The 22,149-nt window shown below is 63.1% G+C and carries 26 protein-coding genes, 1 tRNA gene and 2 pseudogenes; 13 read left to right on the forward strand and 16 right to left on the reverse strand.

Annotated features, from left to right (window positions below; genetic code table 11):
* Positions 1–2 precede the first annotated feature (2 nt).
* The 4 genes from IVB32_RS31865 to mauJ all read left to right on the forward strand — a co-directional run bounded on the left by IVB32_RS31865 (position 3) and on the right by mauJ (position 3,822).
* A tRNA-Ile gene (locus tag IVB32_RS31865) sits at positions 3–78 on the forward strand.
* Between the two features lie 213 nt (positions 79–291).
* Positions 292–594: a hypothetical protein gene (locus tag IVB32_RS31870; RefSeq protein WP_247372506.1), complete on the forward strand. Its 303-nt coding sequence runs from the start codon at positions 292–294 to the stop codon at positions 592–594.
* 479 nt (positions 595–1,073) lie between these two features.
* Positions 1,074–2,462: a hypothetical protein gene (locus IVB32_RS31875; protein WP_247372504.1), complete on the forward strand. Its 1,389-nt coding sequence runs from the start codon at positions 1,074–1,076 to the stop codon at positions 2,460–2,462.
* Between the two features lie 31 nt (positions 2,463–2,493).
* Positions 2,494–3,822, forward strand: a complete 1,329-nt coding sequence (gene mauJ / locus IVB32_RS31880) for a methylamine utilization protein MauJ (RefSeq protein ID WP_247412654.1) — start codon at positions 2,494–2,496, stop codon at positions 3,820–3,822.
* A gap of 114 nt (positions 3,823–3,936) precedes the next feature.
* Here the strand turns inward: mauJ and IVB32_RS31885 are convergent, their stop codons facing one another.
* The gene (locus tag IVB32_RS31885; protein WP_247412656.1) at positions 3,937–4,431 is read right to left on the reverse strand and encodes a hypothetical protein; all 495 of its coding nucleotides are present in this window, start codon (positions 4,429–4,431) and stop codon (positions 3,937–3,939) included.
* Here IVB32_RS31885 and IVB32_RS31890 point away from each other — a divergent pair.
* Positions 4,418–6,172: an amidohydrolase gene (locus tag IVB32_RS31890; protein ID WP_247372499.1), complete on the forward strand. Its 1,755-nt coding sequence runs from the start codon at positions 4,418–4,420 to the stop codon at positions 6,170–6,172. The two genes, IVB32_RS31885 and IVB32_RS31890, sit on opposite strands and share 14 nt — an antisense overlap.
* A 34-nt stretch (positions 6,173–6,206) precedes the next feature.
* Here IVB32_RS31890 and IVB32_RS31895 read toward each other — a convergent pair whose 3' ends face one another.
* The 4 genes and pseudogenes from IVB32_RS31895 to IVB32_RS31910 all read right to left on the reverse strand — a co-directional run bounded on the left by IVB32_RS31895 (position 6,207) and on the right by IVB32_RS31910 (position 8,936).
* The gene (locus tag IVB32_RS31895) at positions 6,207–6,779 is read right to left on the reverse strand and encodes an ABATE domain-containing protein (protein WP_085350352.1); all 573 of its coding nucleotides are present in this window, start codon (positions 6,777–6,779) and stop codon (positions 6,207–6,209) included.
* Positions 6,776–7,663 (reverse strand): EamA family transporter, encoded by an 888-nt coding sequence (locus IVB32_RS31900; protein WP_247372497.1) that lies wholly within the window; start codon positions 7,661–7,663, stop codon positions 6,776–6,778. Before IVB32_RS31900 ends, IVB32_RS31895 begins: the two co-directional genes overlap by 4 nt.
* An 8-nt stretch (positions 7,664–7,671) precedes the next feature.
* Positions 7,672–7,997: pseudogene (locus tag IVB32_RS31905) on the reverse strand (hypothetical protein).
* Between the two features lie 63 nt (positions 7,998–8,060).
* Positions 8,061–8,936, reverse strand: a complete 876-nt coding sequence (locus tag IVB32_RS31910; protein ID WP_247372495.1) for an alpha/beta hydrolase — start codon at positions 8,934–8,936, stop codon at positions 8,061–8,063.
* Positions 8,937–9,197: 261 nt separating this feature from the next.
* On the opposite strand from IVB32_RS31910, the gene IVB32_RS42865 reads away from it, so the two are divergent.
* From IVB32_RS42865 to IVB32_RS31930, 5 genes are all read left to right on the forward strand, one after another.
* Complete coding sequence (locus tag IVB32_RS42865; protein WP_018455653.1) at positions 9,198–9,326, forward strand: hypothetical protein; 129 nt, start codon at positions 9,198–9,200, stop codon at positions 9,324–9,326.
* Positions 9,327–9,465: 139 nt separating this feature from the next.
* The gene (locus IVB32_RS31915; RefSeq protein WP_018455654.1) at positions 9,466–9,675 is read left to right on the forward strand and encodes a hypothetical protein; all 210 of its coding nucleotides are present in this window, start codon (positions 9,466–9,468) and stop codon (positions 9,673–9,675) included.
* A gap of 122 nt (positions 9,676–9,797) precedes the next feature.
* Positions 9,798–9,977, forward strand: coding sequence for a hypothetical protein (locus tag IVB32_RS31920; protein WP_247372493.1), 180 nt, complete (start codon positions 9,798–9,800; stop codon positions 9,975–9,977).
* Positions 9,978–10,217: 240 nt separating this feature from the next.
* A complete protein-coding gene (locus tag IVB32_RS31925; RefSeq protein ID WP_026232996.1) occupies positions 10,218–10,451 on the forward strand; it encodes a hypothetical protein in 234 nt (77 codons plus the stop codon).
* Positions 10,452–10,555: 104 nt separating this feature from the next.
* On the forward strand, positions 10,556–10,852 hold the full coding sequence (locus IVB32_RS31930; protein WP_026232997.1) for a hypothetical protein: 297 nt from the start codon (positions 10,556–10,558) through the stop codon (positions 10,850–10,852).
* Between the two features lie 69 nt (positions 10,853–10,921).
* On the opposite strand, the gene IVB32_RS31935 is transcribed toward IVB32_RS31930, so the two are convergent.
* The 5 genes from IVB32_RS31935 to IVB32_RS31955 all read right to left on the reverse strand — a co-directional run bounded on the left by IVB32_RS31935 (position 10,922) and on the right by IVB32_RS31955 (position 13,978).
* Positions 10,922–11,212, reverse strand: a complete 291-nt coding sequence (locus tag IVB32_RS31935; protein ID WP_085350348.1) for a hypothetical protein — start codon at positions 11,210–11,212, stop codon at positions 10,922–10,924.
* A 156-nt stretch (positions 11,213–11,368) separates the two neighbouring features.
* Positions 11,369–11,860 carry an Hsp20/alpha crystallin family protein gene (locus tag IVB32_RS31940; protein ID WP_085350347.1) on the reverse strand — a complete coding sequence of 164 codons (492 nt, stop codon included), beginning with the start codon at positions 11,858–11,860 and terminating at the stop codon, positions 11,369–11,371.
* A 365-nt stretch (positions 11,861–12,225) separates the two neighbouring features.
* On the reverse strand, positions 12,226–13,098 hold the full coding sequence (gene rpoH / locus IVB32_RS31945) for an RNA polymerase sigma factor RpoH (RefSeq protein WP_247372491.1): 873 nt from the start codon (positions 13,096–13,098) through the stop codon (positions 12,226–12,228).
* A 25-nt stretch (positions 13,099–13,123) separates the two neighbouring features.
* Entirely contained in the window at positions 13,124–13,306 is a 183-nt protein-coding gene (locus IVB32_RS31950; protein ID WP_018455661.1) for a hypothetical protein, read from the reverse strand.
* A 120-nt stretch (positions 13,307–13,426) separates the two neighbouring features.
* Entirely contained in the window at positions 13,427–13,978 is a 552-nt protein-coding gene (locus IVB32_RS31955; protein ID WP_204513726.1) for a TetR/AcrR family transcriptional regulator, read from the reverse strand.
* Positions 13,979–14,093: 115 nt separating this feature from the next.
* Between IVB32_RS31955 and IVB32_RS31960 the strand changes: the two genes are divergently transcribed.
* The 3 genes from IVB32_RS31960 (at position 14,094) to IVB32_RS31970 (ending at position 17,046) form a co-directional block, all read left to right on the forward strand.
* A complete protein-coding gene (locus IVB32_RS31960) occupies positions 14,094–14,951 on the forward strand; it encodes an oxidoreductase (RefSeq protein ID WP_247412657.1) in 858 nt (285 codons plus the stop codon).
* A gap of 47 nt (positions 14,952–14,998) precedes the next feature.
* Entirely contained in the window at positions 14,999–16,000 is a 1,002-nt protein-coding gene (locus tag IVB32_RS31965; RefSeq protein ID WP_247372488.1) for an NADP-dependent oxidoreductase, read from the forward strand.
* Positions 16,001–16,212: 212 nt separating this feature from the next.
* On the forward strand, positions 16,213–17,046 hold the full coding sequence (locus tag IVB32_RS31970; RefSeq protein WP_247395445.1) for an enoyl-CoA hydratase-related protein: 834 nt from the start codon (positions 16,213–16,215) through the stop codon (positions 17,044–17,046).
* 15 nt (positions 17,047–17,061) lie between these two features.
* On the opposite strand, the gene IVB32_RS31975 is transcribed toward IVB32_RS31970, so the two are convergent.
* The 6 genes and pseudogenes from IVB32_RS31975 to IVB32_RS32000 form a co-directional block, all read right to left on the reverse strand.
* The gene (locus IVB32_RS31975) at positions 17,062–17,859 is read right to left on the reverse strand and encodes an adenylate/guanylate cyclase domain-containing protein (RefSeq protein ID WP_247372482.1); all 798 of its coding nucleotides are present in this window, start codon (positions 17,857–17,859) and stop codon (positions 17,062–17,064) included.
* A gap of 133 nt (positions 17,860–17,992) precedes the next feature.
* Positions 17,993–19,177: an adenylate/guanylate cyclase domain-containing protein gene (locus IVB32_RS31980; RefSeq protein ID WP_247372480.1), complete on the reverse strand. Its 1,185-nt coding sequence runs from the start codon at positions 19,175–19,177 to the stop codon at positions 17,993–17,995.
* A gap of 143 nt (positions 19,178–19,320) precedes the next feature.
* Positions 19,321–19,902 (reverse strand): HutD family protein, encoded by a 582-nt coding sequence (locus tag IVB32_RS31985; RefSeq protein ID WP_247363737.1) that lies wholly within the window; start codon positions 19,900–19,902, stop codon positions 19,321–19,323.
* A gap of 73 nt (positions 19,903–19,975) precedes the next feature.
* A pseudogene (locus IVB32_RS31990) lies at positions 19,976–20,823 on the reverse strand (SDR family oxidoreductase).
* Between the two features lie 9 nt (positions 20,824–20,832).
* A complete protein-coding gene (locus IVB32_RS31995) occupies positions 20,833–21,384 on the reverse strand; it encodes a carboxymuconolactone decarboxylase family protein (protein WP_247372478.1) in 552 nt (183 codons plus the stop codon).
* Entirely contained in the window at positions 21,362–22,063 is a 702-nt protein-coding gene (locus tag IVB32_RS32000) for a TetR/AcrR family transcriptional regulator (protein ID WP_247372476.1), read from the reverse strand. The genes IVB32_RS31995 and IVB32_RS32000 overlap by 23 nt, the downstream gene beginning before the upstream one ends.
* Positions 22,064–22,149: the final 86 nt, after the last annotated feature.

Raw genomic sequence — 22,149 nt, forward strand, 5'->3', positions numbered from 1 at the left:
CGGGGCCTGTAGCTCAATGGTTAGAGCCGGCCGCTCATAACGGTCTGGTTGCAGGTTCGAGTCCTGCCGGGCCCACCACGCTTCGCCCTTCGGGCTACGCGTGGCGCAGCCGCGCGGAGAACGAGGGCGAAGCGTGGTGTCCGGCGTAGCTTGAACGAAGTGAGAGCGAAGACGGACGAACTGCTGCGAGGCCAGCGCAGGCGGCTATGCGAAGGCTGCCGCCCGAGAGCAGACCGTCGAAAGCCGGTTCGTGCTTGCAACTCCAAGGGTCTTTTCGATAAATTTGCGACCATGACCTCCTTTGCTCAAGCCCCGGAGAAAGAGGCTCGTACGCTATGGTGGCTGCCCCTTGTTGCCGCTGTTGCCGGGGTTACGACTGCGACTCCCCTGGCGTGGGACAGCAAGAACTTTGGCACGTTTCTGCTTCTCATCTCACTCTACTTGCCCGCGGTGGCATTGGTTTGCCTCGGACTCTGCATCTGGGCAGGAGTTGAGAGAAACTCACCCCGAGCACGTTCGATCGTCATTTCGCTGGTGGTGATGCTCACGCTGATCGGCGGAACGTTCTGGGCACTGCCGGCAGCGGAAGGATGAACTTCGGTTTCTAGCCTGGTTACGCACTCACAAGGACGCACTGCAATGGTTCGCAGACAGGGACTCGGTAATGCTTGATTGGGAAAGCTGGGGGATGGCAGGTATGGAAAACGACGCTTACCTCGTCTCGAACCCGGGCGATAACCTCACTCAGGACGGCGGAGCTTCGGAGTGGCTCCGCCACGTCGGATCAACTTGCGAAATCGTTGCTTCGAAACGGATGCGCCGTGGAATCTATATCATCACGACTTACAATTGCCCGCTGCAATAAGGAACATGCAGCTGTAGAGCGGAGAGCATCGGTGAAGTTGCGGTGACAGCGCACTCCATGATTGACCCGCTATCGAGCACCCAATTCTTATGAATTAAGTGCACAGTCACCGTAATCCCGCGGTATTGATCTTTCTTGTGGCTCTGTGTGGCATGGCGGTTCTAGCTGAAACGTCATGTCGAACAGACCGAACACCTAAAGGCGCTCCATGCCGAAGATCGAGAGCGGTAAGCCGCTGCATTGCGTTGAGCTAGTAACGGGTGATCGCCTTACGGGAAACGTGTTGATGTCGGACGAAGAGATTCGCGCCGACATTTACAGCTATACGGATTTCTTCCACATTGAGGGGGAGCAACCCGTCTTCCTTCAGACCGAGACGAATGAGATTGTCTCCCTGCATTCCAACATCACGACGACTGCGGGAACGAACTCGCGCAATATCGAGCCCAAGAGAGCTACCCGCCGGCAAGAGATCATCTCAAACGTCGCTGTTGTCGGCCATGATCCATGGACGGCCGAAGACGGAGTAAAGCGGGTTAGCTTCCAGGTGAAGCACTCGAAGCAGTTGATGCATCATAACGCCAAGGTCAAGGCGATCGGCCAGACGAAGTACCCAAATGAGGAGCACTTCACGCTTTTCACCGACACCGCCGGGGGAATGACGCTTCGAGCGTGGTACGGCGCCAGCTATGGCATGGAATTCGACGCCCCCAAGGAACTCTGGCCGAGTTTCGCGATCGAGTTCGAAGAGCCGCGAAGCATCCGGGACTATATCCTGTACGTCTCGGATTACGTCGGCTTCCTGTCGTTTTGCTTCGGCGTGAATCTCAAGCCGTCGGCGATCCGGATCGACCGCCTCTCCTTTACGCAAATGATGGAAGCGATCGAGAAACACGAATATCCCGGCGACCACGAAGTGCACTATGTCTGGCCCGAGGCCGAGATCGACAATCGCGACCTCTGGGTCGGGGGTTCTCCGGTACGATCCTGGGACGATAAGGAACTCGCCTCCTTTCGCGAATGCCTCGTTGCCTGGATGAACCGCGTGGCGGCGTGGCGGCGCCCTGGCGCGCTGATGATAACGAGCTTTGGCCTGAAGAATGTGGTTTCGTCAGAAAGGCTCCTCAACGCCTGCCGCTGGCTTGAGGACATCCCCGTCGCAAAAGCGCAACCCGTTCTCTCGCCGTCGGATACCGACGCAATCGCGGCCACGGCGGCTGCGAAGGCGCAGGAACTAGGGCACGGTCCTGCGATTGCCGAGCGGATCGCGGGCGCCATCCGGTGGATCAGGGCGGAAACGGCCGAGCAGCAGTTCAAGCGTCTTATCGGCACGGTCGAAGCAAAATTCGGCATCGGTGTTCTGCCACCCGAGGCCGTGGACCACCTTAAGCGCGCGATCAGCTTTCGCGGCAAGAGTGCCCATGGCCATTTCAACCCGGAAAGTGACGCCGAATTTCGCGCCTTCTCGAAATCAACGCAGGCGATGGAAGCGCTCTGCTATCTGCTGACGGCCCTGGAGTTGCCGATCGGCGAGGACGGCCTTAACCGAATCGGGTCCAATTCCGTGCTCCGGGACTATCGCATGGCCTACGATTAGCTGCCGGTCGGGCCATGGGAAGAGAGTGGCGATGTATGCAAAGAATCTGGCCCGTATTCTTGGGCTGCTGTGCCAGAACAGCGACGTGTCTTACAGCACGCCGCAGGAATTGGAGCAGCGATTTGAGTCACTGCGTCGCTACGACCGGCTCCCGCGCGGAAGGGAGCGGCGCGAAGAGAAGCTGTCGGGCAAGCATATAGCCGCTGCCGTGTTTGGGCTTGTCCCGACGCATCCCGGTTGGGCCGGGCATGTCGCGATCATACTGGAGGGGTTGCGGCCCGTTGGAGGCACCGAGGCGTCGTTCTTCATGGCCGAGACGCTGAGCGACGTCATTGCTGCGCTTCTGGCAGATGACGGAGCCCGAAAGGAGTTCATCCGGATGACCCTTACCATGGCTGAAACCGGCATGAACAGTCATGGCGGCGCCGAGGTCATGTACCGGCGCAACGGGGAAAAGCAGCGAGTCTATTTTGTACCAAAAGAAGCGGTCTCGCTGATCTCGCCCGGACGCGAAGTCGATTTCGACCCTGACCGCGATCGGATGAATGCGCCAACGCTGCGCGAACTGTCGTTTACGCAGGAGTTCTTTCGCCGGCTGGCCCGGGAATGTGCGCTGGCCGAGCGCTTTCCCGCGCCACCTGACGGCGACGGCTCCGAATACGATTCCGAAGAAGCCGAACAGGAACGTTACCGTAAGCTCGGCGTGCGTAATGGCTCGCGCTATCTCCATGTCGGCGTGGACAATCAGGTCACCTGGCCCAAGGAGGAAAAGCTCATCACGTTCGATCGGTACCAGTTGGTGCTCATGCCCAAGACCAACGAAAACGTGCAATCGGCCCACATCGATCTGACGGCCAACCGCCTCGACGAACGAGGCGCTATGACGGTCATCAACCGCTTTCTTAGCGTGATGGCATGGTGCGACGATAACTTCGCGATTGCACAGCATGGGTGGTCGGGCAATCCCGTCCCCGTTCCGGTCTCAAAGCGCGACCTCGCGTTCACAACAGCGTACGACTACATCTTCGACCGGAAGATACCGGATTCCGAGGAAGCACGGCGCGCCCTTGCGCTCTACCGGGAGGCGCGGAACGCGCAGCAAAATGAATTCGTCAGCTACGCCGTGCTGAACTACTACAAAATCATCGAGATCAGATATCCCGGAAAGGAAGCCGCGCGAAAATGGTTTCTCACGAATCTCGAAACGCTGCGCAGCAAGTCCAAGAGAGACGACGATATCAGCCGCTTCCTCGCCATATGCGGCAGCGAACCGCCGCATAAATATATACACGATTCATGCCGTATTGCGGTTGCGCATGCGGGAAAGCACTCAACGTCCGATCCCGACGATGCCCTTTAGATTGTCCGCCTGCATACGGCTGCCCGCGTCATGCACCGGCTGGCACGCCGCTTCATCGAGCAGGAGTTTGCGGTTTCGGACGTGATGTACTCGGGCGACTGAGGGTATCGCTTTCTACCGACCGACGTAAGATGCGCTATATAAGAGACTTTTGGGCACCTTCAACATCGCAGCGGCCGATAGCCTACAACCGATCTTTTTCGCTTTCGCCGCACCAGCGCTGTCCTCGATGAATTCCACGAGCTCGAAAAGCAGGAAATTTATTTTGCGCCGCCTCAGGAACTCAACGATCCCATGGAGGGAAGCAAGATGTTCGTCTGGCAAGGCGATGCTACCGTCTGGCATAATCTCCTCCGGCACTTCCAAACGCAGACAAGACCGATCATTATCCCGTCGCTCATAGCGGTCTGGTTGCAGGTTCGAGTCCTGCCGGGCCCGCCAGCCTTCGCTCGCTTCGCGAGCTTCGGCTAGGCAAGCCGGAGCCACAAACGAAGGCTGCCGCGCCGAAGCCCAACCGGCGAAGGCGGGCTGCAAAATCAAACTTGGGCCTTGACCGGATTTTCCGGTGGACCGGCTGATTTTGTTGGAGCCAGACATGGTCAGGATCACGATACTCCCCGTTGCGACACGCGATGTCCGCGAGCGCATCCGGCGGCGGATGTGTGGCGCCGCTTCGGCCTCTCTCATGTCGGGACTGATGATGCGAAAGCTTCTGGCGATTTTGGTGATCTCGTGCTGGGCCAGTTTGGCTTACGCACAAAAGGCCGACCTCATTGTCACGAACGCAAAGCTCGTGACGCTGGATCCCGCATCGACGATCGCGCAGGCTCTCGCAGTCCGCGACGGCAAGATCGTTGCTATTGGCGGCAACGATGCCGTGGAAGGCCTGATCGGGCCCGCGACGCGCCGGGTCGACGCAGGTGGACGCACCATCATTCCGGGATTGATCGATTCCCATATTCACGCCGTGCGCGCCGGCCTCACCTACGCAACCGAGGTCAACTGGATCGGCGCAAAGACGATTCCCGAGGCCATGGAACGCTTGCGCCAGGCGGCAACAGCGCGCCCGGCATCCTGGATCATCGTGGCCGGCGGCTGGAGCGAATTGCAGTTTACTGAGAAGCGGCGGCCAACGCTCGCCGAGGTGATGGCGGCCGTTCCCGACAATCCGGCTTACATCCAGCTGTTCTATTCGGCGGTGCTGATGACGCCCAAAGCGCAGCAAGCCCTCGGGATGTCCGCGGATCAGTTGTCGGCCGGGATCACGACCGAACGCGCCGCATCGGGCGACGCCACGGGGTGGCTCAACGGCTCCATCGTCAGTATCTCCGCGCTGTTCGATCGGCTGCCGAGGCCGAATTTCGAGGAGAATGTCGCCGGGACCCGGCAGTTCTTCACGGAGCTCAATCGTCTCGGCGTGACCGGGATCGTGGATCCCGGCGGCTTCAGCATCTATCCCAGCCACTACGCGGCCTTGCAAAAGCTCTGGCGTGACAAATCATTGTCGGTTCGCGTTGCCTTCAGCCTGTTCGCCCAGAATGTCGGCGCGGAATTCGACGAGTACAAGACTCTCACGCCGTTCCTGCCGATGGGATTCGGCGACGACATGCTGCGGTTCAACGGACTAGGCGAGCGGATCACCGGCGCCATGTACAACAACAATGCGCCCGACGCGGCCGCCAAGGACAAGTTCCGCGAGATCATTCGCTGGGCGGCCAAACAAGGGCTGACAGTCACCATCCACTGGCAGGAAGACAAATCCGTCCATCACCTCCTGGACCTCTATGACGAGGTCAACAAGGAGACGCCGCTCGCGCCGTTGCGCTGGTCCATCGCCCATCTCGACAACACCTCGCCCCAAACGCTGGCGCGCATGAAAGCCCTTGGTATCGGCTGGACCATGCAGGACGCGATGTATCTCGGAGGTGACCGTATCGTGGCGCAGGTCGGCGAAGCCGCCCGCAGCATGCCACCCCTCGTCACGGCGTTGCGCATGGGAGTCCATGTCGGGGCCGGCACGGATGCGCATCGGGTCGCATCCTACAATCCGTTCGTGGCGCTGCAATGGATGCTCGACGGCAAGACCGTCGGCGGACTCTCGACGCGCGGCCCGGACGAAACACCCAGCCGCGAAGATGCCTTGCGCCTCTACACCGTGGGAAGCGCGTGGTTCTGCTTCGACGAGACGCGGCGCGGCACGCTGGAGACCGGCAAGCTCGCCGACTTCGCGATTCTCGATCGGGATTTCCTGTCCGTCCCCGTCGAGCAGATTGGCGCCACGGCGTCTCTGCTGACGGTCGTGGGCGGCAAGGTCGTCTACGCAGCGGATGCTTTCTCGAGCGCAAAATAGAGCTGGAGGCTTGTTGTTCAAGGCAGCTGTCGGCTTACCGGCGCGATTGCATCTTTGCGCGGTTTCCGCAGGTGGCCATTTCGCACCAGCGACGGGATCTGTTCTTGGTGCGATCGATGAACAGCCAGTGGCAGTCGTGCTGTGGACATCGTTTCAATCGGTCGAGTTCGTCGCCGCGCAGCAGGTCGACCGCAGCCCAGGCAAGCGGACCAAGGATCCGGTCCCCGTGCGTGAATTCGATGGTGGCCGGCGAACCGGTCAGCAATGCGGCCGTGAAGGTACGGGCCGCAACATCGTGGATCACCGCCATGCCCAGCGCCGGCGGTTCATCGCCGTCCGCGATCGCAGCGCCTACTTTGTCGATCGCGTTGCGCAGGCGCCGGCCATCTTCGGCCAGCAACGCCCGCTGCCTTGCATTAAGCGAAAAATCGACGCCCACCAGTCCAGCATCCCTTGCCCAGGCCAGCATTCCCTCGGCGTCGCGCAAGTGATCGACCTCTTGGTCCGTGCCGCGCCAGCTGATCGTGTTGGCGAAATCGAGCGCCAGATTCCCCGCTACGCGGTGAAGCGGCGGCGGTCGATCGGCGATGCTGCGCAAACGCTTCACGTCGGACGTTCTTCCCAAGGCCGGAGCAGCGCCATCGCGGCGGCCACCAGCATGAGGGCAGCGCCGCCGATCTCGAGCCAGCCGATCGCCTCGCCGAACAACCACGCACCGGTGCCAAGCGCGATGATCGGAGAGACAAAGGCATACAGACCTGCGCGCATCGTACCCCATTCACGCAGCAGCACGAGATAGATCGTATAAGCCACGATCGTTCCGAGCAGCAACAGGAACAACAGGCTGCCGATTGCCGCCGGAGTGAGGAAAGCGTCGAGCGTGTCTCTCGATACGGGTTCCAGCACCAGCGAAAGGCCGAGCAGGGCGGCGCCGCCGATCGCCGCCTGCACCATCGTCAGCGCCAGGGGCTTCACCGGACCGACCAACGGACGCGCGACCACGCTGCCGACGCAATAGCTCACGGTCGCGGCGACGATCGCCGCGAGCCCAAGGCCGCTCGCATCGGACTCGGCCCCGAGCCGCGCCCAGAACAGCCCGATGACACCGACACAACCGATCGCGAGCACGACGGCATGATGCCAGGTCGGCCTCTCCTCGCCGGTCAACGCGGCGAGGGCGAACAGCAGGACCGGAATCAGGGTAAGGTTGACCAGCCCCGACAGCCCTGATGGCACGTGCTGCATCCCCCAGAACAGCAAGCCGTAGGTGCCGGTGTTGACCAGCAGAGCTGAAACGATCGTTGGCCGTGCGCGGCCTTCGGCGAATGCGGCGCCGGCCCCGCGCACCCCGATGGCCAGCAGTGCGGCCGCCAGCAGGTATCGCGCGGCGGCGAGCAGCAGCGGGGGCAGATCGCCGAGCCCGACCTTGATGGCGGCCCAGGTCAGCCCCCAGATCAACGACATTGCGGCGAAGAGGACAAAGTTGCGCACCGTCGTGCTCAGCGCATGCCGTACCGATCGACCAGAACGCGGTGGATTTCCACCCTTTGAGGGAGTTCGATCAGGAGTTCGGGATCGCGGTCGAGGTGATGCACCTTGGTCGGCTCGGCCTTGGTGAAGGCAGTCATTGCCTGCATGTCGGACCAGTAAGAGATGGTCGTGAACCATGTCTCCTCGTCAAGGTCCTCGCGCAGCAGCTGGACGCCGAGCGCCGTCTTCTCGAGCGGCGGAATGCCTTCAGCGGAAGATATTGCTCGTAGCTGTCGGCGATGTCCCGCCGGGTACGACCACGCCAGATTCGTGCGATGGAAGGATTGGTTGGCATGCTTGCTTCCTCCTTTAGGCGGCGAAGGGACACCAGCGCGGCGAAGGCCGCGCCGTGGGACGATCAGGCATGGACACCCGCAAGGAAGGCGCGGACCAGGGGCAGCGCCTCATCGAAATGCGTCTCGAGCAGCCAGTGTCCGGCGCCGTCGAGCAGGTGCAGATCGACATCAGGCAAGTCGCGGCGATAGGCGCGGGCGGACTCGGCCGGCATGTATCCGTCTTCGGGGCCCCACACCACGAGCGTTGGAGGACGGTGCTCGCGCAGATACGCCTGATAGCGCGCGAACCAGCCGAGATTCTCCTCCAGCTTCTCCATCAGCCCGACGCAGACCTGTCGGCGCACTGGCGTGTCCATGAGTGGCCAATGAAGCTTCCAGAGGTCGGGCGGCACCCGGGCAGCGACGTCGTCCGTCACTTCGCCAACGAACTCCGCACGGAAGCCATCCTCGCTCACGGCCTCCTCGAGCGGGCGGTGCCTCGCCGGCGTCTTGTCCGCCCACCAGGCCTTGATGGTCGCGTATTTCGGGCCCAGCACATCCTCATAGATATCGCCGTTCTGGATGATGAGCGCGGCGATCCGCTCGGGGTGAGCGATCGCGTGCCTTAGCCCGATCTGGGAGCCGTAATCGTGGAGCCACAAGGCGTATCGTCCGAGGCCGAGCGCATCGGCGAGGCCGGCCAGCACGTCTGCATAGGCATCGAAATCATAGGCGAATTCCGACGGGTCGGGCGTGCCGCTGTAACCAAAGCCCGGCCAGTCGAACGCGATCGTCCGCCACCGGTCCGCGAGCGCCGGCATCAGCCGGCGGAACTGGAAGGAGGAACAGGGATAGCCGTGCGGCAGCAGCAGGACCGGCGCGCCGGCGCGTCCCGCTTCGCGATAGAAGATCGACATCCCGTTCAACGCCAAGCGCCGGTGCGCCAGTCCGCTCGCCATTCAGGCCTCCATCATCTGACACCACCTAAATGCGTTTAGGCGGTGAACGTTCCGAGGCCGGGGAGCCGTGTGGCGACGAACAATCGGCGCGATCACGCGCCATCGTTGTGCGGGTGGTGCCGAAGCCGACATGAGCGTAGGGCTTATCTGGCACCGTTCGGCTGTTCCGCTGGGCTGCCCCACCAGAAACGCTGCGTGTTCTCGCCGAGAACCCGCCCATACAATGCTCAATCAACCGCTCTTTCGCGGCAGGAGCCGTCCATGACCAATGAAAAAGGCCCGAACATCAAGAAGAAGCAGAAATGCAAGAACTGCGAAGGCAAAGGCCTGCTCAAGAAGGGCGACAAGGTGGTGAAGTGCCAGCGCTGCAAAGGCACGGGCGTGCGGTGATGATGAGGTGATGGCCTCCAATGCGGACGGCGTACTTTCCCAGGTTGCGCAGGCTCGCGACTGACGTTCACCGCATCTGACATCACGATTGGCACTTCCTGCGGCAAGACGCGTTGCGGTCTTTTCGAGGGAGCTGCAGATGACCAAGACCGACACGGAGGGCGTAAAGACCGGGACACCGCCGACGGGTTCGGCGGCGCTCAACCCCGGGGACGAAGCCGCACCGGGGACGATGGGCACCGGCGAAGATGTGTGTCCGGATTGCCATGGCAAGGGGCGGATCGACGGCGCGCCCTGCGCGACGTGCGGCGGCAGCGGGACCGTGATCCGGGCCGTCGGCGGGGCCTGAGCAAAGCGCGGGCCGCGCGGCGCTTGCGCCAGGCTGTGGCTTTCGATTGCGCCTTCATTGTTCCAGCAACGAACGGCCCTCGCCCGTGTTTTCCGGATGCGAGAAACACAATGAGGCGCAGCATGACCAAAGATGCCGGACTGAAGCCCGACGATTTCCCCATCGAAGCCGACAAGGACAAGCTCAGGACCCACAAGGGCGAGCCGGTGGCCTCGGCCGAGTCGGACACGATCGCGGATCAGATCGCCGAACGGCTGAACGAGCATGCTCACCAGGAAGAGCAGGATCGTTGGTCGGCCTAGGCAATTCGCCTTGCCGACACCCATCCGGAAAGAGCAACGCATAGTTTGTAGGACCGAGCTCGCAGGAACGACGTCGTTGGAACGACCTGGGGCCGTTGCGTATTGGGCCGCGCCGGGTCCTTGCGATTCCGGCAATGGCGGCCTCGGCTCGAAGCCCCGCCCCCGGGCCACAGGCCGGGGCCGCCTGACGGGGGATCGGCCCGGCATCTCAGGCCGTCTTGGAGGACTGCGCGAGAGACCATGGAGGCGCCCACACCAGGGATGCAAAACCCGCTTCGACAGGCGCGGCTCTACGGCTACCTGATCGAACGCGAGGGCGCGCTGTTTCATCCCGGCGGCAGCCACCCGCTGTGCAGCGCAGGCATGACGCGACGCATGATCGAGGCGGGCTGGCTGGTGAAAGCCGGCGATCGCTACGAGTTGACGCCGCAGGCGCAGGAACGGATCGCCCCGCGTGCGATGAGCTCGGGATGACTCATCGTCGCTGTCGCGGGATTTCCGCTCCCGCCCAGGAACAGGTGCGTGCCGAGATCTTTGCCTCGGCACGGCATGTGACGACGTCAAGCACAGGAGCGGACATGAAAAAGCTGGTTCTCGCAGGGCTCGTTGCGGCTCTCGCATTCCCCTCTTCCGCATTCGCGCAAGGCGGCGCGGGTGCGTCCAGGACCGGGTCGAGCATCGACTCCTCAGGCACCGGCGGCACGACGGGAGCGGGAGCCTCCGGCCTCAACACGTCATCGGACAACAATGGCGGCGGCGCGAACGCACCGGCCAAGTCCTCCACGACCCGGCCAGGCGACAACGACACCAGGCAAACCCAGGGCGGTCAGCAGGCTATGCCGGGCTCAGGCTCGACGGGAGCGAACCGCAAATAGGCGCGCCGCGAACCGCTGACCGATTGCCCTCACGCAAAAGGCCCGGATGATGATCCGGGCCTTGTCTCGTCACCACCAGGGATCCCAATAAGGCGGCGGAGCGTAGGCGTAAGGCACATAATAGGCCCGCCGCACGACGCGCGGTCCATAATAGCCGTAGGGCGGGCCATAGTAGCGCGGGCCATAATAAGCATCGGCCGCGAGCCCGGCCGCAAGCGCACCGGCAACAAGACCGAAGCCGATGCCGGGACCTCCCCAATGGCCGTGCCAGCCGCCGCGCCAGCCATGGGCTTGCGCCGGCGAGGCCGCCGCCACGAACAGGGCCGAGATCATCGTCAGGACCAACGCAAGTTTCTTCATATGCGACTCCCAGAACTTGGAAACCGACCGCAAAACGCCAGACCGGAATTGAAGTTTCCGAGCGTTCCGTAAAATTTTGCAGCGAGCCGACGGACGCGAATGCCGCCGCCGGCCGGACGCGGGCGAGAGCGGTGGCTCCCGCCCGCCGCTTCATGCTTACTTGCCGTTGATCGCGATGCGCCTCACCTTCTGTTGTGCCGCCGGTGACTTCGGCAGGGTGACGGTGAGAACGCCGTTGTTGAAGGAAGCCGCGACCTTGTCCTGGTCGACGTCATCGACCGGAATGCGCCGCTCGAAACGGCCATAGTAACGCTCGCTGAAGAGACGTTCCTTGTCTTCCGTTTCGCTCTTCTTCTCGCCGCTGATCGTCAGCACGCCGTTGGCAAGCTCGACGTTGACGTCCTTCTGTTCGAGACCGGGAAGCTCGGCGACGACCTTCACTTCCTTGTCGCTCTCGTCGAGTTCGACGTTCGGCCAGCCCATTGCGGTCGAGGAGCCGAACGGACTGAGATCAAAGCTGCGGAAGGCGTCGTCGAACAGCCGGTTCATCTCACGATGAAGCGCAAGCAGCGGGTTGCCGGCTTCGCCGCGCTGAACGGCCATATTGCGTGAGCCGTTGTTCCACGGAATGAGATCGCGTAGTGCCATTGTCGTTTCTCCTTATCTCCTGTCTTGATTGTCGATTGGCGCAGCTCGGCGCGCGGCGAGGGCCACGCACGCGCTGCAAAGCCCGGACGATCAACTCGTCAGGCCGCCTGCTTGTGCTCGATTTCGGGTCGGCATTGCCGGCAGCATCGATCGCGATGCGACGCGGCGGAACGGCGGTCGAAACCGATGGTCGAACGCCAGAGGGGAGACATATCGTCGGTTCTCATAACCACATCCTCCTGTGAGCAACATGGATTAAGAGCATCACCGGGGCGAGCCCCGATGGCCTTGCCGGACCCTGCTTTGGCGTCCGGCACCGCACTCGCATGCGGCTGCCAAAAGAATTAGGAGGCGGCGATTTGGTTTCAAGAGCCGGCTGCCAGGCGCCCGCCGATAGCAGCCCGAACCTTTTCGAACGCGCGCATTTCGATCTGCCGCACCCGCTCGCGTGAAACGCCATACCGTGCCGCGAGCTGCTCAAGTCTCAGCGGCGGCTCGGAGAGCCAGCGCGCCTCGAGAATGTCGCGCTCGCGCGGCTTGAGGACGCCCATGGCGCCGGCGAGGGCTTCACGCCTCCGTCTGGTTTCTTCCTGCTCGGCGTACGCGGCTTCAGGACTGGACGCGGGGTCGACGAGCCAGTCCTGGACTTCGCCGCCGTCGGCGTCGCGCACCAAGGCATTGAGCGACAGGTCGCCGCCGAGGCGCCGGTTCATCTCGATGACGTCGTTCTCCTGCACGCCGAGCCGCCGCGCGATCCGGCTGGCGTGCTCGGGGCGGAGATCACCATCCTCCAGGGCGGAAATTTCCGCCTTGGTCCGGCGAAGCTTGAAGAACAGCTTCTTCTGCGCCCCGCTGTTGGCAATCTTGACCAGCGACCAGGACCGCAGGATGTATTCCTGGATCGACGCCTTGATCCACCACATCGCGTAGGTCGCGAGCCGAAAGCCCCGCTCCGGCTCAAAACGCTTGACGGCGTGCATCAGGCCGACGTTTCCTTCGGAAATGATGTCCGCAACCGGCAGGCCGTAGCCGCGATATCCCATCGCAATCCTGGCAACGAGCCGCAGATGGCTTGTGACGAGATGATAGGCTGCCTCGCGGTCGCCGTGCTCGCGCCATCGCTTGGCGTAGGCGATTTCCTGATCGGGCCGCAGCATCGGAAACTTGCGAATTTCCGCCAGGTAATGTGTCAATCCGCCCTCAGACGACAGCATCGGAACAGTTGCAGTGCTTCCCATTGCCCACCTCTTCGAGTTGGTCTGCTTACGCTCCAAAATCGACATGACAAAAAATGGTTTCGGCCGACGATGTAACGACCGGTGGGGCCGGCGCGTGAGTTTGCGGCGGCTCTGGCCGGGTCACGAGATAGAGCTCGCCCGCCACCAACAGGAGGGCAGCGACGGCCAGGGCCAACATGCCGAGCACCAGATCGCTGTAGTCATCCATGCGCGTTCGAAAGTATGTCGATGTCGAAGATCGGCAGCCATCGCTTTTGGCTGTCCGCGACGTCGAACGTCGTCACCGGAATTTTGTTCCGGACTTTCGGCGCCCCGCCGGGACGCGGCCTCACCCCGCCAGCGAATTCCTCGTCGCGCGAAGAATATCGTCCGACAGCTTGGGATCGTCCACGGCGCGGGCAAGCACGAGGGCTCCCACCATGGAGGCGGCGGCGGCGAGCGCCTTGTCCTCGCGCTGGCGTGGCTTCAGATCGGTGGCCATTCGGCTGCTCAGCAAGCCGATCACGCCGCGCACGCCGGCGGTGAAACGCTGCTTCAGGCCGCTGCTTTGACGTGACACTTCACAGGCGAGCGCAGCGAAGGGGCAGCCGGCGGCGGGATCGTCGCGATGCCCCGGCGAGAGATAGTGCGAAACATAGTCCTCGAGCTCGAAGGCCTCGGGGAATTCCTGACCCTTGGCGTCGATCGCATGGGCCACCGCCTCCTCGACCAGCCGCTCCTTGGAGCCGAACTGGCTATAGAGGCTGCCGTGCGTCATCCCGGCCGCCTCGGCGAGCGCGTCGACACCGACGCCGGCGATGCCGCGCTCCCGCAGCAGGCGCGAGGCGGTCTCGAGAATATGCTCGCGATTTTTGGCGGCCTGTTCCTTTGAGACGCGCATGGGACCGATCCTTAGAGGCGGGGCTTGACTTTTATAATTACGATCGTCATGTATATCAATAGTTACGATCGTAATCAAACGATTTCAGGCCCGGTAGTGGCGTCGGAGAGGCATTATGAACAGGATTACACCGAAGATCGCGCTAGTGACCGGCGCCTCCTCAGGCATCGGCCAGGCGACGGCGGAGCGACTCGCGAACGCCGGCTACAAGGTGTTCGGCACCAGCAGGCGGGGCGCGCAGGCGGGCAAGCAGGCGTTCGAGATGCTGGCTCTCGACGTCACCAGCGATGCATCGGTGGAAGCCGCCGTCGGCGAAGTGATCCGGCGCGAGGGTCGCATCGACCTGCTCGTCAACAACGCCGGCTTCGGCGTTGCCCCTGCCGGCGCGGAAGAGAGCTCGATGGAGCAGGCGCGCGCGATTTTCGAGACGAACTTCTTCGGCCTGATCCGGATGACGCGCGCCGTCGTGCCGCACATGCGGCGCCATGGAAGCGGCCGCATCATCAACATCGGCTCAGTGCTCGGCTTTCTGCCGATGCCTTACGGCGCGCTCTATGCCGCGACCAAGCACGCCGTGGCAGGCTATTCGGAATCGCTCGACCATGAACTGCGCACGCGGGGCATCCGGGTCTCCGTAGTCGAGCCCGCCTACACCAAGACGCCGTTGGACGCGAACTTCATGGAGCCCGACGCCACGCTCGACGAATATCGCGAGGCGCGCGCCGGCGTGACCAAGCGGGTGAACGAGGTGATGGCGACGGCCGAACAGCCCGGCGTCGTGGCCGATGCCGTGCTGAAGGCCGCGAGCGCGGTGCGCCCGCAACTCAAATACGCGGCCGGCAGCCTTGCGAAGCGCCTGCGATTTCTGCGCCGGTTCGCGCCCGCAGCCCTGGTGGATGCCGGAATCCGAAAGGATTTGCGGCTGGATGCGACGGCGGCGCTGCAGCCCGCCCGCACCGCGCGGGCTTTCTGAGGGCCGCAATCTTGCCAGTGCGAAGAACCTTCGGACCGAGAGAAAAAATGAGAGCCCTCGTGTTCAAGCGCTACGGCAAGCCGGACCAGATCGCGTTGGCCGATATCCCGCGGCCGACGCCGAAGCCGAACGAAATCCTGGTCCAGGTTCATGCCGCGGGGTTGAACCCGATCGACAACATGATTCCGAAGGGAACGTTCAAGCCGATCCTGAAGTTTGAACTGCCGGCCACGCTGGGCAGCGACCTGGCGGGCGTCGTCGTCGAGGTCGGAAGCCGCGTGACCCGCTTCAAGCCGGGCGACGCCGTCTTCGCCAGCATCTTTGATCTCGGCACAGGCGCTCTCGCCGAATTCGCGACCGTGCCGGAGGATGCCGCCGCGCTCAAGCCGCCGAACCTGGACTTCGTGCACGCGGCCTCGATCCCGATGGTCGGCCTGACATCGTGGCAAGCTCTTAGGGAGCGCATACGTCTCAAACCCGGCCAGAAAGTCTTCATCCCCGCCGGCGCCGGCGGGATCGGCACGTTCGCGATCCAGCTCGCGAAATATTTCGGCGCCAAAGTGGGGACGACGACCAGCACTGGAAATATCGATCTGGTGCGCAGCCTCGGGGCTGACGAGGTGATCGACTACAAGACCCAGCAATTCGAGGAAGCGCTGCGGGACTACGACGCGGTGCTGGGCACGCTCAGGGGCGATGCGGTCGAGACATCGCTTCGGATCCTGAAGCGGGGGAGCAGGATTGCCTCGCTGGTCGGGCCGCCGGACGCCGCGTTCGCGCGCGACCGCGGGATGAACGTCGTCATGGTGTTCCTGTTCGGATGGCTGAGCCGCAAGATCATTCGCCGCGCCGGCAAGATCGGCGCGGAGTATTCGTTCGTGTTCGTGCACCCGGACGGCAGGCAACTCGCCGAGATCGGCGAGCTTCTCAAGGCGGAGCGTATCCGGCCGGTGATCGACAAGGTCTTTCCGTTCGAACAGGCGAAAGACGCGCTGGCCTATCTCGAAAAGGGACGAGCCAGGGGGAAAATCGTCGTCCAGATGAGATGAGGGCGTGGATCCGCCCCGCGCGCAATCGCCTCAGTCCCCACCCCGCCACCGCTCCGGCACGCTCTTGAGCCCACACCCTCGTTCATCGTCGTTTCGAAAACGCAGATGCGTTTTCCGATACGCACGATCGCCCATGTCGGGCCTGATGCAATCTTCTGCATGACACCACATCATCGCTGCAGCGCTCTCATCAGCACGGGAAGACAGAATCCATGATGTCACAATCTGACGAGTCCGCGCCGATGGCGGACATTCCGTACGGTGAGCGGACGAAGATCACCATCGAGCGCAAAGGCCACATCGTGCTGATCGGCATCAACCGGCCTGGCATCGACAATCGGCTGGACCCGGAGGCGACAGAGAGCCTGGCGAGAGCCTACTACCAGTACGATCGAGATCCCTCGCTGCGTGCAGCGGTTCTGTTCGGCTACGGCGAACGCTTCTCCAGAGGTGTCGATGTCGACGCCTACAAGGCATTTGCTCAATCGGGAAAGACGATGATGGAGGGACCCGGCTTCATCGACCCTCTCGGGCGGACCAAACCGGCGCTCACCAAGCCGCTGATTGTCGCGGTGCATGGCGATACCTGGAATATGGCGCACGAAATCTTCCTCGTTGCGGACATCCGCATAGCATCGGAAGACACGGATTTCGGCCAGGACGAGAACACGCACGGCCGCTTTCCCGGCGGCGGCTCAACCGTTCGCTTCCCACGAGAAGCCGGCTGGGGAAATGCCATGCGGTTCATTCTGACGGGCGATCATTGGGATGCGAACGAAGCGCTCCGGATGGGAACGGTTCAGGAGGTGGCAACAAACCGCGACGCCGCTCGCGCGAAGGCCGTCGAGATCGCCGAGAAGATCGCCGCATGCGCTCCCCTCGGCATCAAGACCTCGATTGCGTCCTCGCACCTTGCGCTCGAAGACCCCGAGGCCGCGCTTGCCCAACTTGGCGACCAATATCGTGCGCTGCTCACGACCAGGGACTTCCAGGAAGGGCGGGATGCCGAGGCACAGAAGCGTCCACCCGTTTACGAAGGACGGTGAGAGCTTCACCCACTCTCACCCCTCCACTCTATAGAGTCTCCATTTTTCCGGCACGCCCTTGAGCCGGTGAATGCCGTGATCTTTCAGGTTGATCGCCGACTGCGACGCCATCAGCTCCTTCACCGCGCTCGACACCAGCACCTCGCCGGCGCTCGCCTTTGCGGCGACGCGGGTGCCGATGTGGAAGGCCAGGCCGACCGCCTCAGTGCCACTCACGGTGTATTCGCCGGCATGCAGGCCGACCCTGATCTCGAGGCCGAGCGTACGCACGGCCTTCTGGATCGCGGTCGCGCAATTGATTCCGGCGGCCGGCGTCTTGAACGTCGCCAGCACGCCGTCGCCCGTCGTCGTGACTTCCTTGCCGCGCGAGCTCTTCAGCTCCTTGCGGACCGCCGCGTAATAATGGCCCATGATCTTGGTCCAGCGGACATCGCCGAGCTTTGCGGCTTTTGCGGTGGAGCCGACGATATCGACGATCAGGATCGTGGCAAGCGCCCGCTTGAGCTCGGTGTTGCCTGCGGCCGGTCGGCGCCGGAGCACGATCGCGCCGGTCAGCGGTTCATAGCGATGATTGCGGCGCCGCGCGATCGCGGCCTTGGCGTAATCCTGGGCGCGCTGCGCGCTGCCGCAGCGAATTGTCTTCTGCTGCGGCAGACGCGTCCAGTAGACCTTTCGTCCGTCACCCGCGCCCTGGACTTCCACGGCGCCCCATTTCAGGAGGATCGCCGTGCCAACGCGCCGGACACACCACGCCTTCGACGTGTAACCCGATACGTTCGACTGATGGATTCCGATGCGGAGGAATTTTGGCATGTACTGCGGCCGATCGATGACACGCTTGGACGAAACGCTTGGTTGCGCTTCGCACCGAGCGTAGTCACACAATCCTGCGTTGGCAACAGGACTCGATGATCGCCCGCTGCTTAGCCGGGGGCCTCCGTCATCTTCAAAACGCAAAAAGCTCGATCGGATCGCTGAAGCCGCGCACCTCATATTTTCCGACATGCTCCAGCTCGAACTCTCGCTCGACCAGCTCGGCAAAGTCGCGTGACAGCAACACTTTCTTTCCCAATTGCTTGGTCAAGGCTTCGAGGCGTGAGGCCATGTTGACGGCGGGACCGATCACGGTGAAGTCGAGCCGGGTGGACGATCCGATATTGCCGTACATGACGTCGCCGACATGGACGCCGATGCCGTAGTTCAGCGGCGCTCGGCCGGTGCCGTCGTTGCGCGCGTTCAACGCGATCATGGCCTGCCTGGCTTCGGTCACGGCATGCAGCAGGTTTGCGCAGGCCTTGGGCTCGCTCAGCGGAAAGATGGCGAGCAGGCCGTCACCGATGAATTTCAGGATCTCGCCGCCATGCCGCGCGATCGGCTCCGACATCGCGTCGAAATAATCGTTGAGCAGATCGATGACGTCGTCGCGCGGCCAATTGTCGGAAATCTTGGTGAAGTCGCGCAGATCGCAGATCATGATCGCGGCGCGCACCGTCGTACCGGTACCGCGCCGCGTGGCGCCGGCCAGGATGAGCTCGCCGGCATGGGAGCCGACATAGGTCTCGAGCAGCGTTCGCGCCAATCGATTCTTAACGCGGATCTCGCTGACCAGCGCCAGCACAGGCAACAAGTTCTTGAGGGCAGCGACATGGGTGTCGTCGAAGCCGCCGGGCCGGTTGGTCGCGAAGGTGACGAGATGGCGCTTGCCGAGCGTATGATAGAGCGGCCAAGCCACATAGTCGGTGAGGCCCTGCGCGCGCATCTCGCGGTAGAGCGCGTGATTGCGGCCGAGCGCTGGGTCCTGCTCGAGATTTTCGCGCAACTCGGTCGCGCCGTCGAACATTTCGTTGGCGGGACTGCCGATATATTCAGACCGCTCGCGGACGTCATGGTCGACCCGTGCAATCTCTGCCTCGCGCATGCCGTCGGCCCACATGAAGCGGGCGCCCAGCCATTGCGGGTGCTGGATCAGCACGTGAAGGGTTGAGCGCGCCAGCGGAATGCCGGCCTGCTGAAGCCGGATGCACATCTCGGCAAAGATATTGTCGATAAAGCGCTGGTCGCGCGTGCCGTTGATCAACCAGTCGACGACGCCGTCGGACAGCGTGGCGGATTTGTTCTCTGGCGCGGTCATATCTGCCCGTTCATATCGTGGCCACCCATATCGCGCTTGGGGCGGCGGCCTGCATCAAGGCAGATATCGTGCTCCGGCGCGACGGCGTCAACCTAGCCAGTTGCATGGATTGTACGCATCGCTCTGATCGGCGGGAACGCCGTTCAGCCGACGACCTGGATAGAGCCCAGCACGGCCAGCCCCGAGACGAGCGCAAGCGTCGATGCCCCCGTCAGTTCGACTTTCAAGGTGTTTTCGTGCGAAATCGAAAAATCCGTGCCTTCGAGACGGATAGTGCAGTCGCCGCGCGCCGCATAAATTAGATGCGTGCCGGCGGAAAATCGCCGCTCACCGGGCTCCTTAAGCGCTTCGAGCTCAAGCGCGACCGCACCGCGCCGGCCCATCAAATTCACCACCTCGACTCGCCCTTCCTCGAGCCGGGTCACGATCTCGAGCTCGCCGGTGAAGCGCACCGTCGTAAACGGCTCGCGCTCGTCGAATTCCTCGGTGGGCGACTTCAGCACCAGCCCGCGTCCGCCGACCACCATCTGCAGGCGGTCGATGCCGGGCATATGGGAGAATGGCCCCGGCGCCACAATCGGCGTGGTCGCGAAGCGCCAGAGCAGGCTGTCCCAATCCTTCACGGATTCAGCGCGATGGGCATCCGCAATATCGGTGAAGATGCCGCCGCCGTTCTTCCAGGGCGAGCGGGCGTAGTCTTCGGATTTCAGCAGTGTGGTTTTCATGCCTTTGAGGCTTATCAGATGAGCAGGCCCTGCGAAACTGTCGCGTCGAGCCGCAGCCTGTTACGGATCGACGTCACATCCCGCTCAGGCCGCTATCGACCGCGAGCGTTTGCGCGGTGACGTAGACGCTCTCGTCCGAGAGGAAGAACAGCACGGCATAGGCGATTTCCCAGGCGGTGGCCTGGCGGCCGAACGGGACGTGACCCTTGCCGCGCGAGGGGCGGCCGGCGCCGGCCTCGCGACCGTTCGGCGTGTCGACGAGACCGGGATAGACGAGGTTGGCGCGGATGCCGCGGCGCGATCCGAGATGGGCGATGTTGCGCATGAGGCCGCCGAGCGCGGCTTTCGAGGAATCATACACCGCCATCTGCGAGCCGGCCTTCAGAGCGGCGATGGAGGAGATGAAGACGATCGATCCGCCGTTGCCGTATTTCGGCAGGCCGCGCGGCAGCACAGCATCGGACCGCGAACGTTGACGTCGTAGATCGCATTCCACTCCTCGGGGCTGACGGCGTCGAGGCCGACCTTGCCGAAGGTGCCGATGTTGAGGACCATGCCGTCGAGCCCGCCCATGGCGCGATGTGCTTCCTCGATCATGCGCTGGACGTCGGATTCAGAGGTGACATCGGCCGTGATGGCAAAGCCCTCGCCGCCTTCGTCGGTGATGTGCTTGACGGTCTGCTGCGCGGAGGTGTGGTTGAGATCGGCGACCGCGACCTTCGCGCCCTCGCGCGCGCAAAGAATGCTCATGGCGCGGCCGTTGCCGATCGGATCGGTGGCGGCGTCGAACACACGCTGGCCACCGGCGACGATCAGGATGCGACGCCTCTCAAGGCGTCCCCTGCCCGGCGCTTCGCCCAGCGATTCCGCACTCGGCGCGCGAACATAGCGCTCCAGCCTGGTCTCGGAATTCTCACGCATGCGCGCCGCCTATCTCTTGCCGCTGTCGTAGACCTTCATGCCGGCTGCCGGGTCGAGATCGGTCTCGGTCGCCTCGGTGACACGCGCCATCATCATGTAGAAGCCGAGCGCGACAATGGATTCGACGATCTCCTGGTCGCTGAAATGCGCGCGCATGGCGGCGAAGATCTGCTCGGGAACGCGAACGTGCTCGACCACTTCGCGGCCGAATTTCAGCAGCGCGCGCTCGGCCTCGCTCAAACCGGCAGCATCGTAATCGGCGCGCTCGACCGCATCGATCTGTGCTTGCGTGCAGCCGACACCAAGCGCGATCGGCACGTGCTGGCGCCATTCATAGGCACCGCCTTCGAGCTGGGCGGCCTGAAGGATCAGGAGCTCGCGATGGACCGCACTGAGCTTCTGCTTGTGCAGGATCGAATTGCCGAGCCGCATCGCCGGGATCATGTTGGCCTCGGCATGGGCCATCATGCGGAAAATATTCAGCTTGACCGGCATGCGGTCGAACGAGGCGCGGATGTTGCCGCTCGTCGTCTCCGGATCAATCAGGGGCAGCCTTGCCACGAGTCTCTCCCTTGGCTTTTCGTTTCTTATTGTCCTGTGTCCCGCCATCCGCCGCGATCAGCGACAGGAAGAAGGTGAGATAGCTGTCGATCGCCTCGATCACCTTCGGCCGCGGCGACGGTGCCGCGCCCATCACGTAATGCTCGAGACGGATGTAGATCAGCCCGGCCGCGAACAGCCGCGCGGTCTCGCGTGGGTCCGGCGTCGAGACGAGACCGGCGAGCGCAAAGCCGCGGAAATAATCCGTCATCATGCTCTGCTCGCGCGCATAGAAATGATCGGCGAATTTGGCGCGGATGCCGGGCACGCGGTTGCGCTCGGCGGTGATCACTTTCTGGAACTGGTGCTCGCGCGGATCGGACCATTGCTCGACGAGATCCAGTGCAAACTGGCGGCAGAACGCGGCGGGCTGGCGCGCGAGCTGCTTGTAGCGCGGCTCTTTCAGCCGGCTCGCCGAGCTGGCCGGGCCGTGCTCGCTGACGATCGCCTCGAGGATCGCGGCCTTGCCGGCGAAGTGATTGTAGAGGCTGCTCTCGCGAATGCCGACGCGACGCGCGAGCTCGCGCATCGAGGCGCCGCCATAGCCGCTCTGCGCGAACAGATCGAGCGCCTCGGCGAGAATGCGCGCGCGGGTCGTGGGCGCAGCCGCTTCCGCCGCGCTGGTGGTGTGGACAGCCATGCGGGCTTGACTAACGAACGATCGTTCGCTAGTCAACCGCCGGCACGATCGCTCGTTCGGTCTTGCGCTTCAACTCCGCTGTCAAA

Source organism: Bradyrhizobium sp. 23 (genome assembly GCF_023073295.1).
Classification (GTDB): domain Bacteria; phylum Pseudomonadota; class Alphaproteobacteria; order Rhizobiales; family Xanthobacteraceae; genus Bradyrhizobium; species Bradyrhizobium canariense_D.

What these genes read in the sequence shown, in the direction of transcription:
- IVB32_RS31935 (WP_085350348.1), bottom strand. Translation starts at nt 11,212, where the DNA reads ATGAAGAAACTTGCGTTGGTCCTGACGATGATCTCGGCCCTGTTCGTG.
- IVB32_RS31915 (WP_018455654.1), top strand. Translation starts at nt 9,466, where the DNA reads ATGACCAAGACCGACACGGAGGGCGTAAAGACCGGGACACCGCCGACG.
- IVB32_RS31965 (WP_247372488.1), top strand. Translation starts at nt 14,999, where the DNA reads ATGAGAGCCCTCGTGTTCAAGCGCTACGGCAAGCCGGACCAGATCGCG.
- IVB32_RS31980 (WP_247372480.1), bottom strand. Translation starts at nt 19,177, where the DNA reads ATGACCGCGCCAGAGAACAAATCCGCCACGCTGTCCGACGGCGTCGTC.
- IVB32_RS31975 (WP_247372482.1), bottom strand. Translation starts at nt 17,859, where the DNA reads ATGCCAAAATTCCTCCGCATCGGAATCCATCAGTCGAACGTATCGGGT.
- IVB32_RS31890 (WP_247372499.1), top strand. Translation starts at nt 4,418, where the DNA reads ATGGTCAGGATCACGATACTCCCCGTTGCGACACGCGATGTCCGCGAG.
- IVB32_RS31875 (WP_247372504.1), top strand. Translation starts at nt 1,074, where the DNA reads ATGCCGAAGATCGAGAGCGGTAAGCCGCTGCATTGCGTTGAGCTAGTA.
- IVB32_RS31925 (WP_026232996.1), top strand. Translation starts at nt 10,218, where the DNA reads ATGGAGGCGCCCACACCAGGGATGCAAAACCCGCTTCGACAGGCGCGG.
- IVB32_RS31910 (WP_247372495.1), bottom strand. Translation starts at nt 8,936, where the DNA reads ATGGCGAGCGGACTGGCGCACCGGCGCTTGGCGTTGAACGGGATGTCG.
- IVB32_RS32000 (WP_247372476.1), bottom strand. Translation starts at nt 22,063, where the DNA reads ATGGCTGTCCACACCACCAGCGCGGCGGAAGCGGCTGCGCCCACGACC.
- IVB32_RS31950 (WP_018455661.1), bottom strand. Translation starts at nt 13,306, where the DNA reads ATGGATGACTACAGCGATCTGGTGCTCGGCATGTTGGCCCTGGCCGTC.
- IVB32_RS31920 (WP_247372493.1), top strand. Translation starts at nt 9,798, where the DNA reads ATGACCAAAGATGCCGGACTGAAGCCCGACGATTTCCCCATCGAAGCC.
- IVB32_RS42865 (WP_018455653.1), top strand. Translation starts at nt 9,198, where the DNA reads ATGACCAATGAAAAAGGCCCGAACATCAAGAAGAAGCAGAAATGCAAG.
- IVB32_RS31970 (WP_247395445.1), top strand. Translation starts at nt 16,213, where the DNA reads ATGATGTCACAATCTGACGAGTCCGCGCCGATGGCGGACATTCCGTAC.
- mauJ (WP_247412654.1), top strand. Translation starts at nt 2,494, where the DNA reads ATGTATGCAAAGAATCTGGCCCGTATTCTTGGGCTGCTGTGCCAGAAC.
- IVB32_RS31985 (WP_247363737.1), bottom strand. Translation starts at nt 19,902, where the DNA reads ATGAAAACCACACTGCTGAAATCCGAAGACTACGCCCGCTCGCCCTGG.
- IVB32_RS31940 (WP_085350347.1), bottom strand. Translation starts at nt 11,860, where the DNA reads ATGGCACTACGCGATCTCATTCCGTGGAACAACGGCTCACGCAATATG.
- IVB32_RS31930 (WP_026232997.1), top strand. Translation starts at nt 10,556, where the DNA reads ATGAAAAAGCTGGTTCTCGCAGGGCTCGTTGCGGCTCTCGCATTCCCC.
- IVB32_RS31870 (WP_247372506.1), top strand. Translation starts at nt 292, where the DNA reads ATGACCTCCTTTGCTCAAGCCCCGGAGAAAGAGGCTCGTACGCTATGG.
- IVB32_RS31960 (WP_247412657.1), top strand. Translation starts at nt 14,094, where the DNA reads ATGAACAGGATTACACCGAAGATCGCGCTAGTGACCGGCGCCTCCTCA.
- rpoH (WP_247372491.1), bottom strand. Translation starts at nt 13,098, where the DNA reads ATGGGAAGCACTGCAACTGTTCCGATGCTGTCGTCTGAGGGCGGATTG.
- IVB32_RS31955 (WP_204513726.1), bottom strand. Translation starts at nt 13,978, where the DNA reads ATGCGCGTCTCAAAGGAACAGGCCGCCAAAAATCGCGAGCATATTCTC.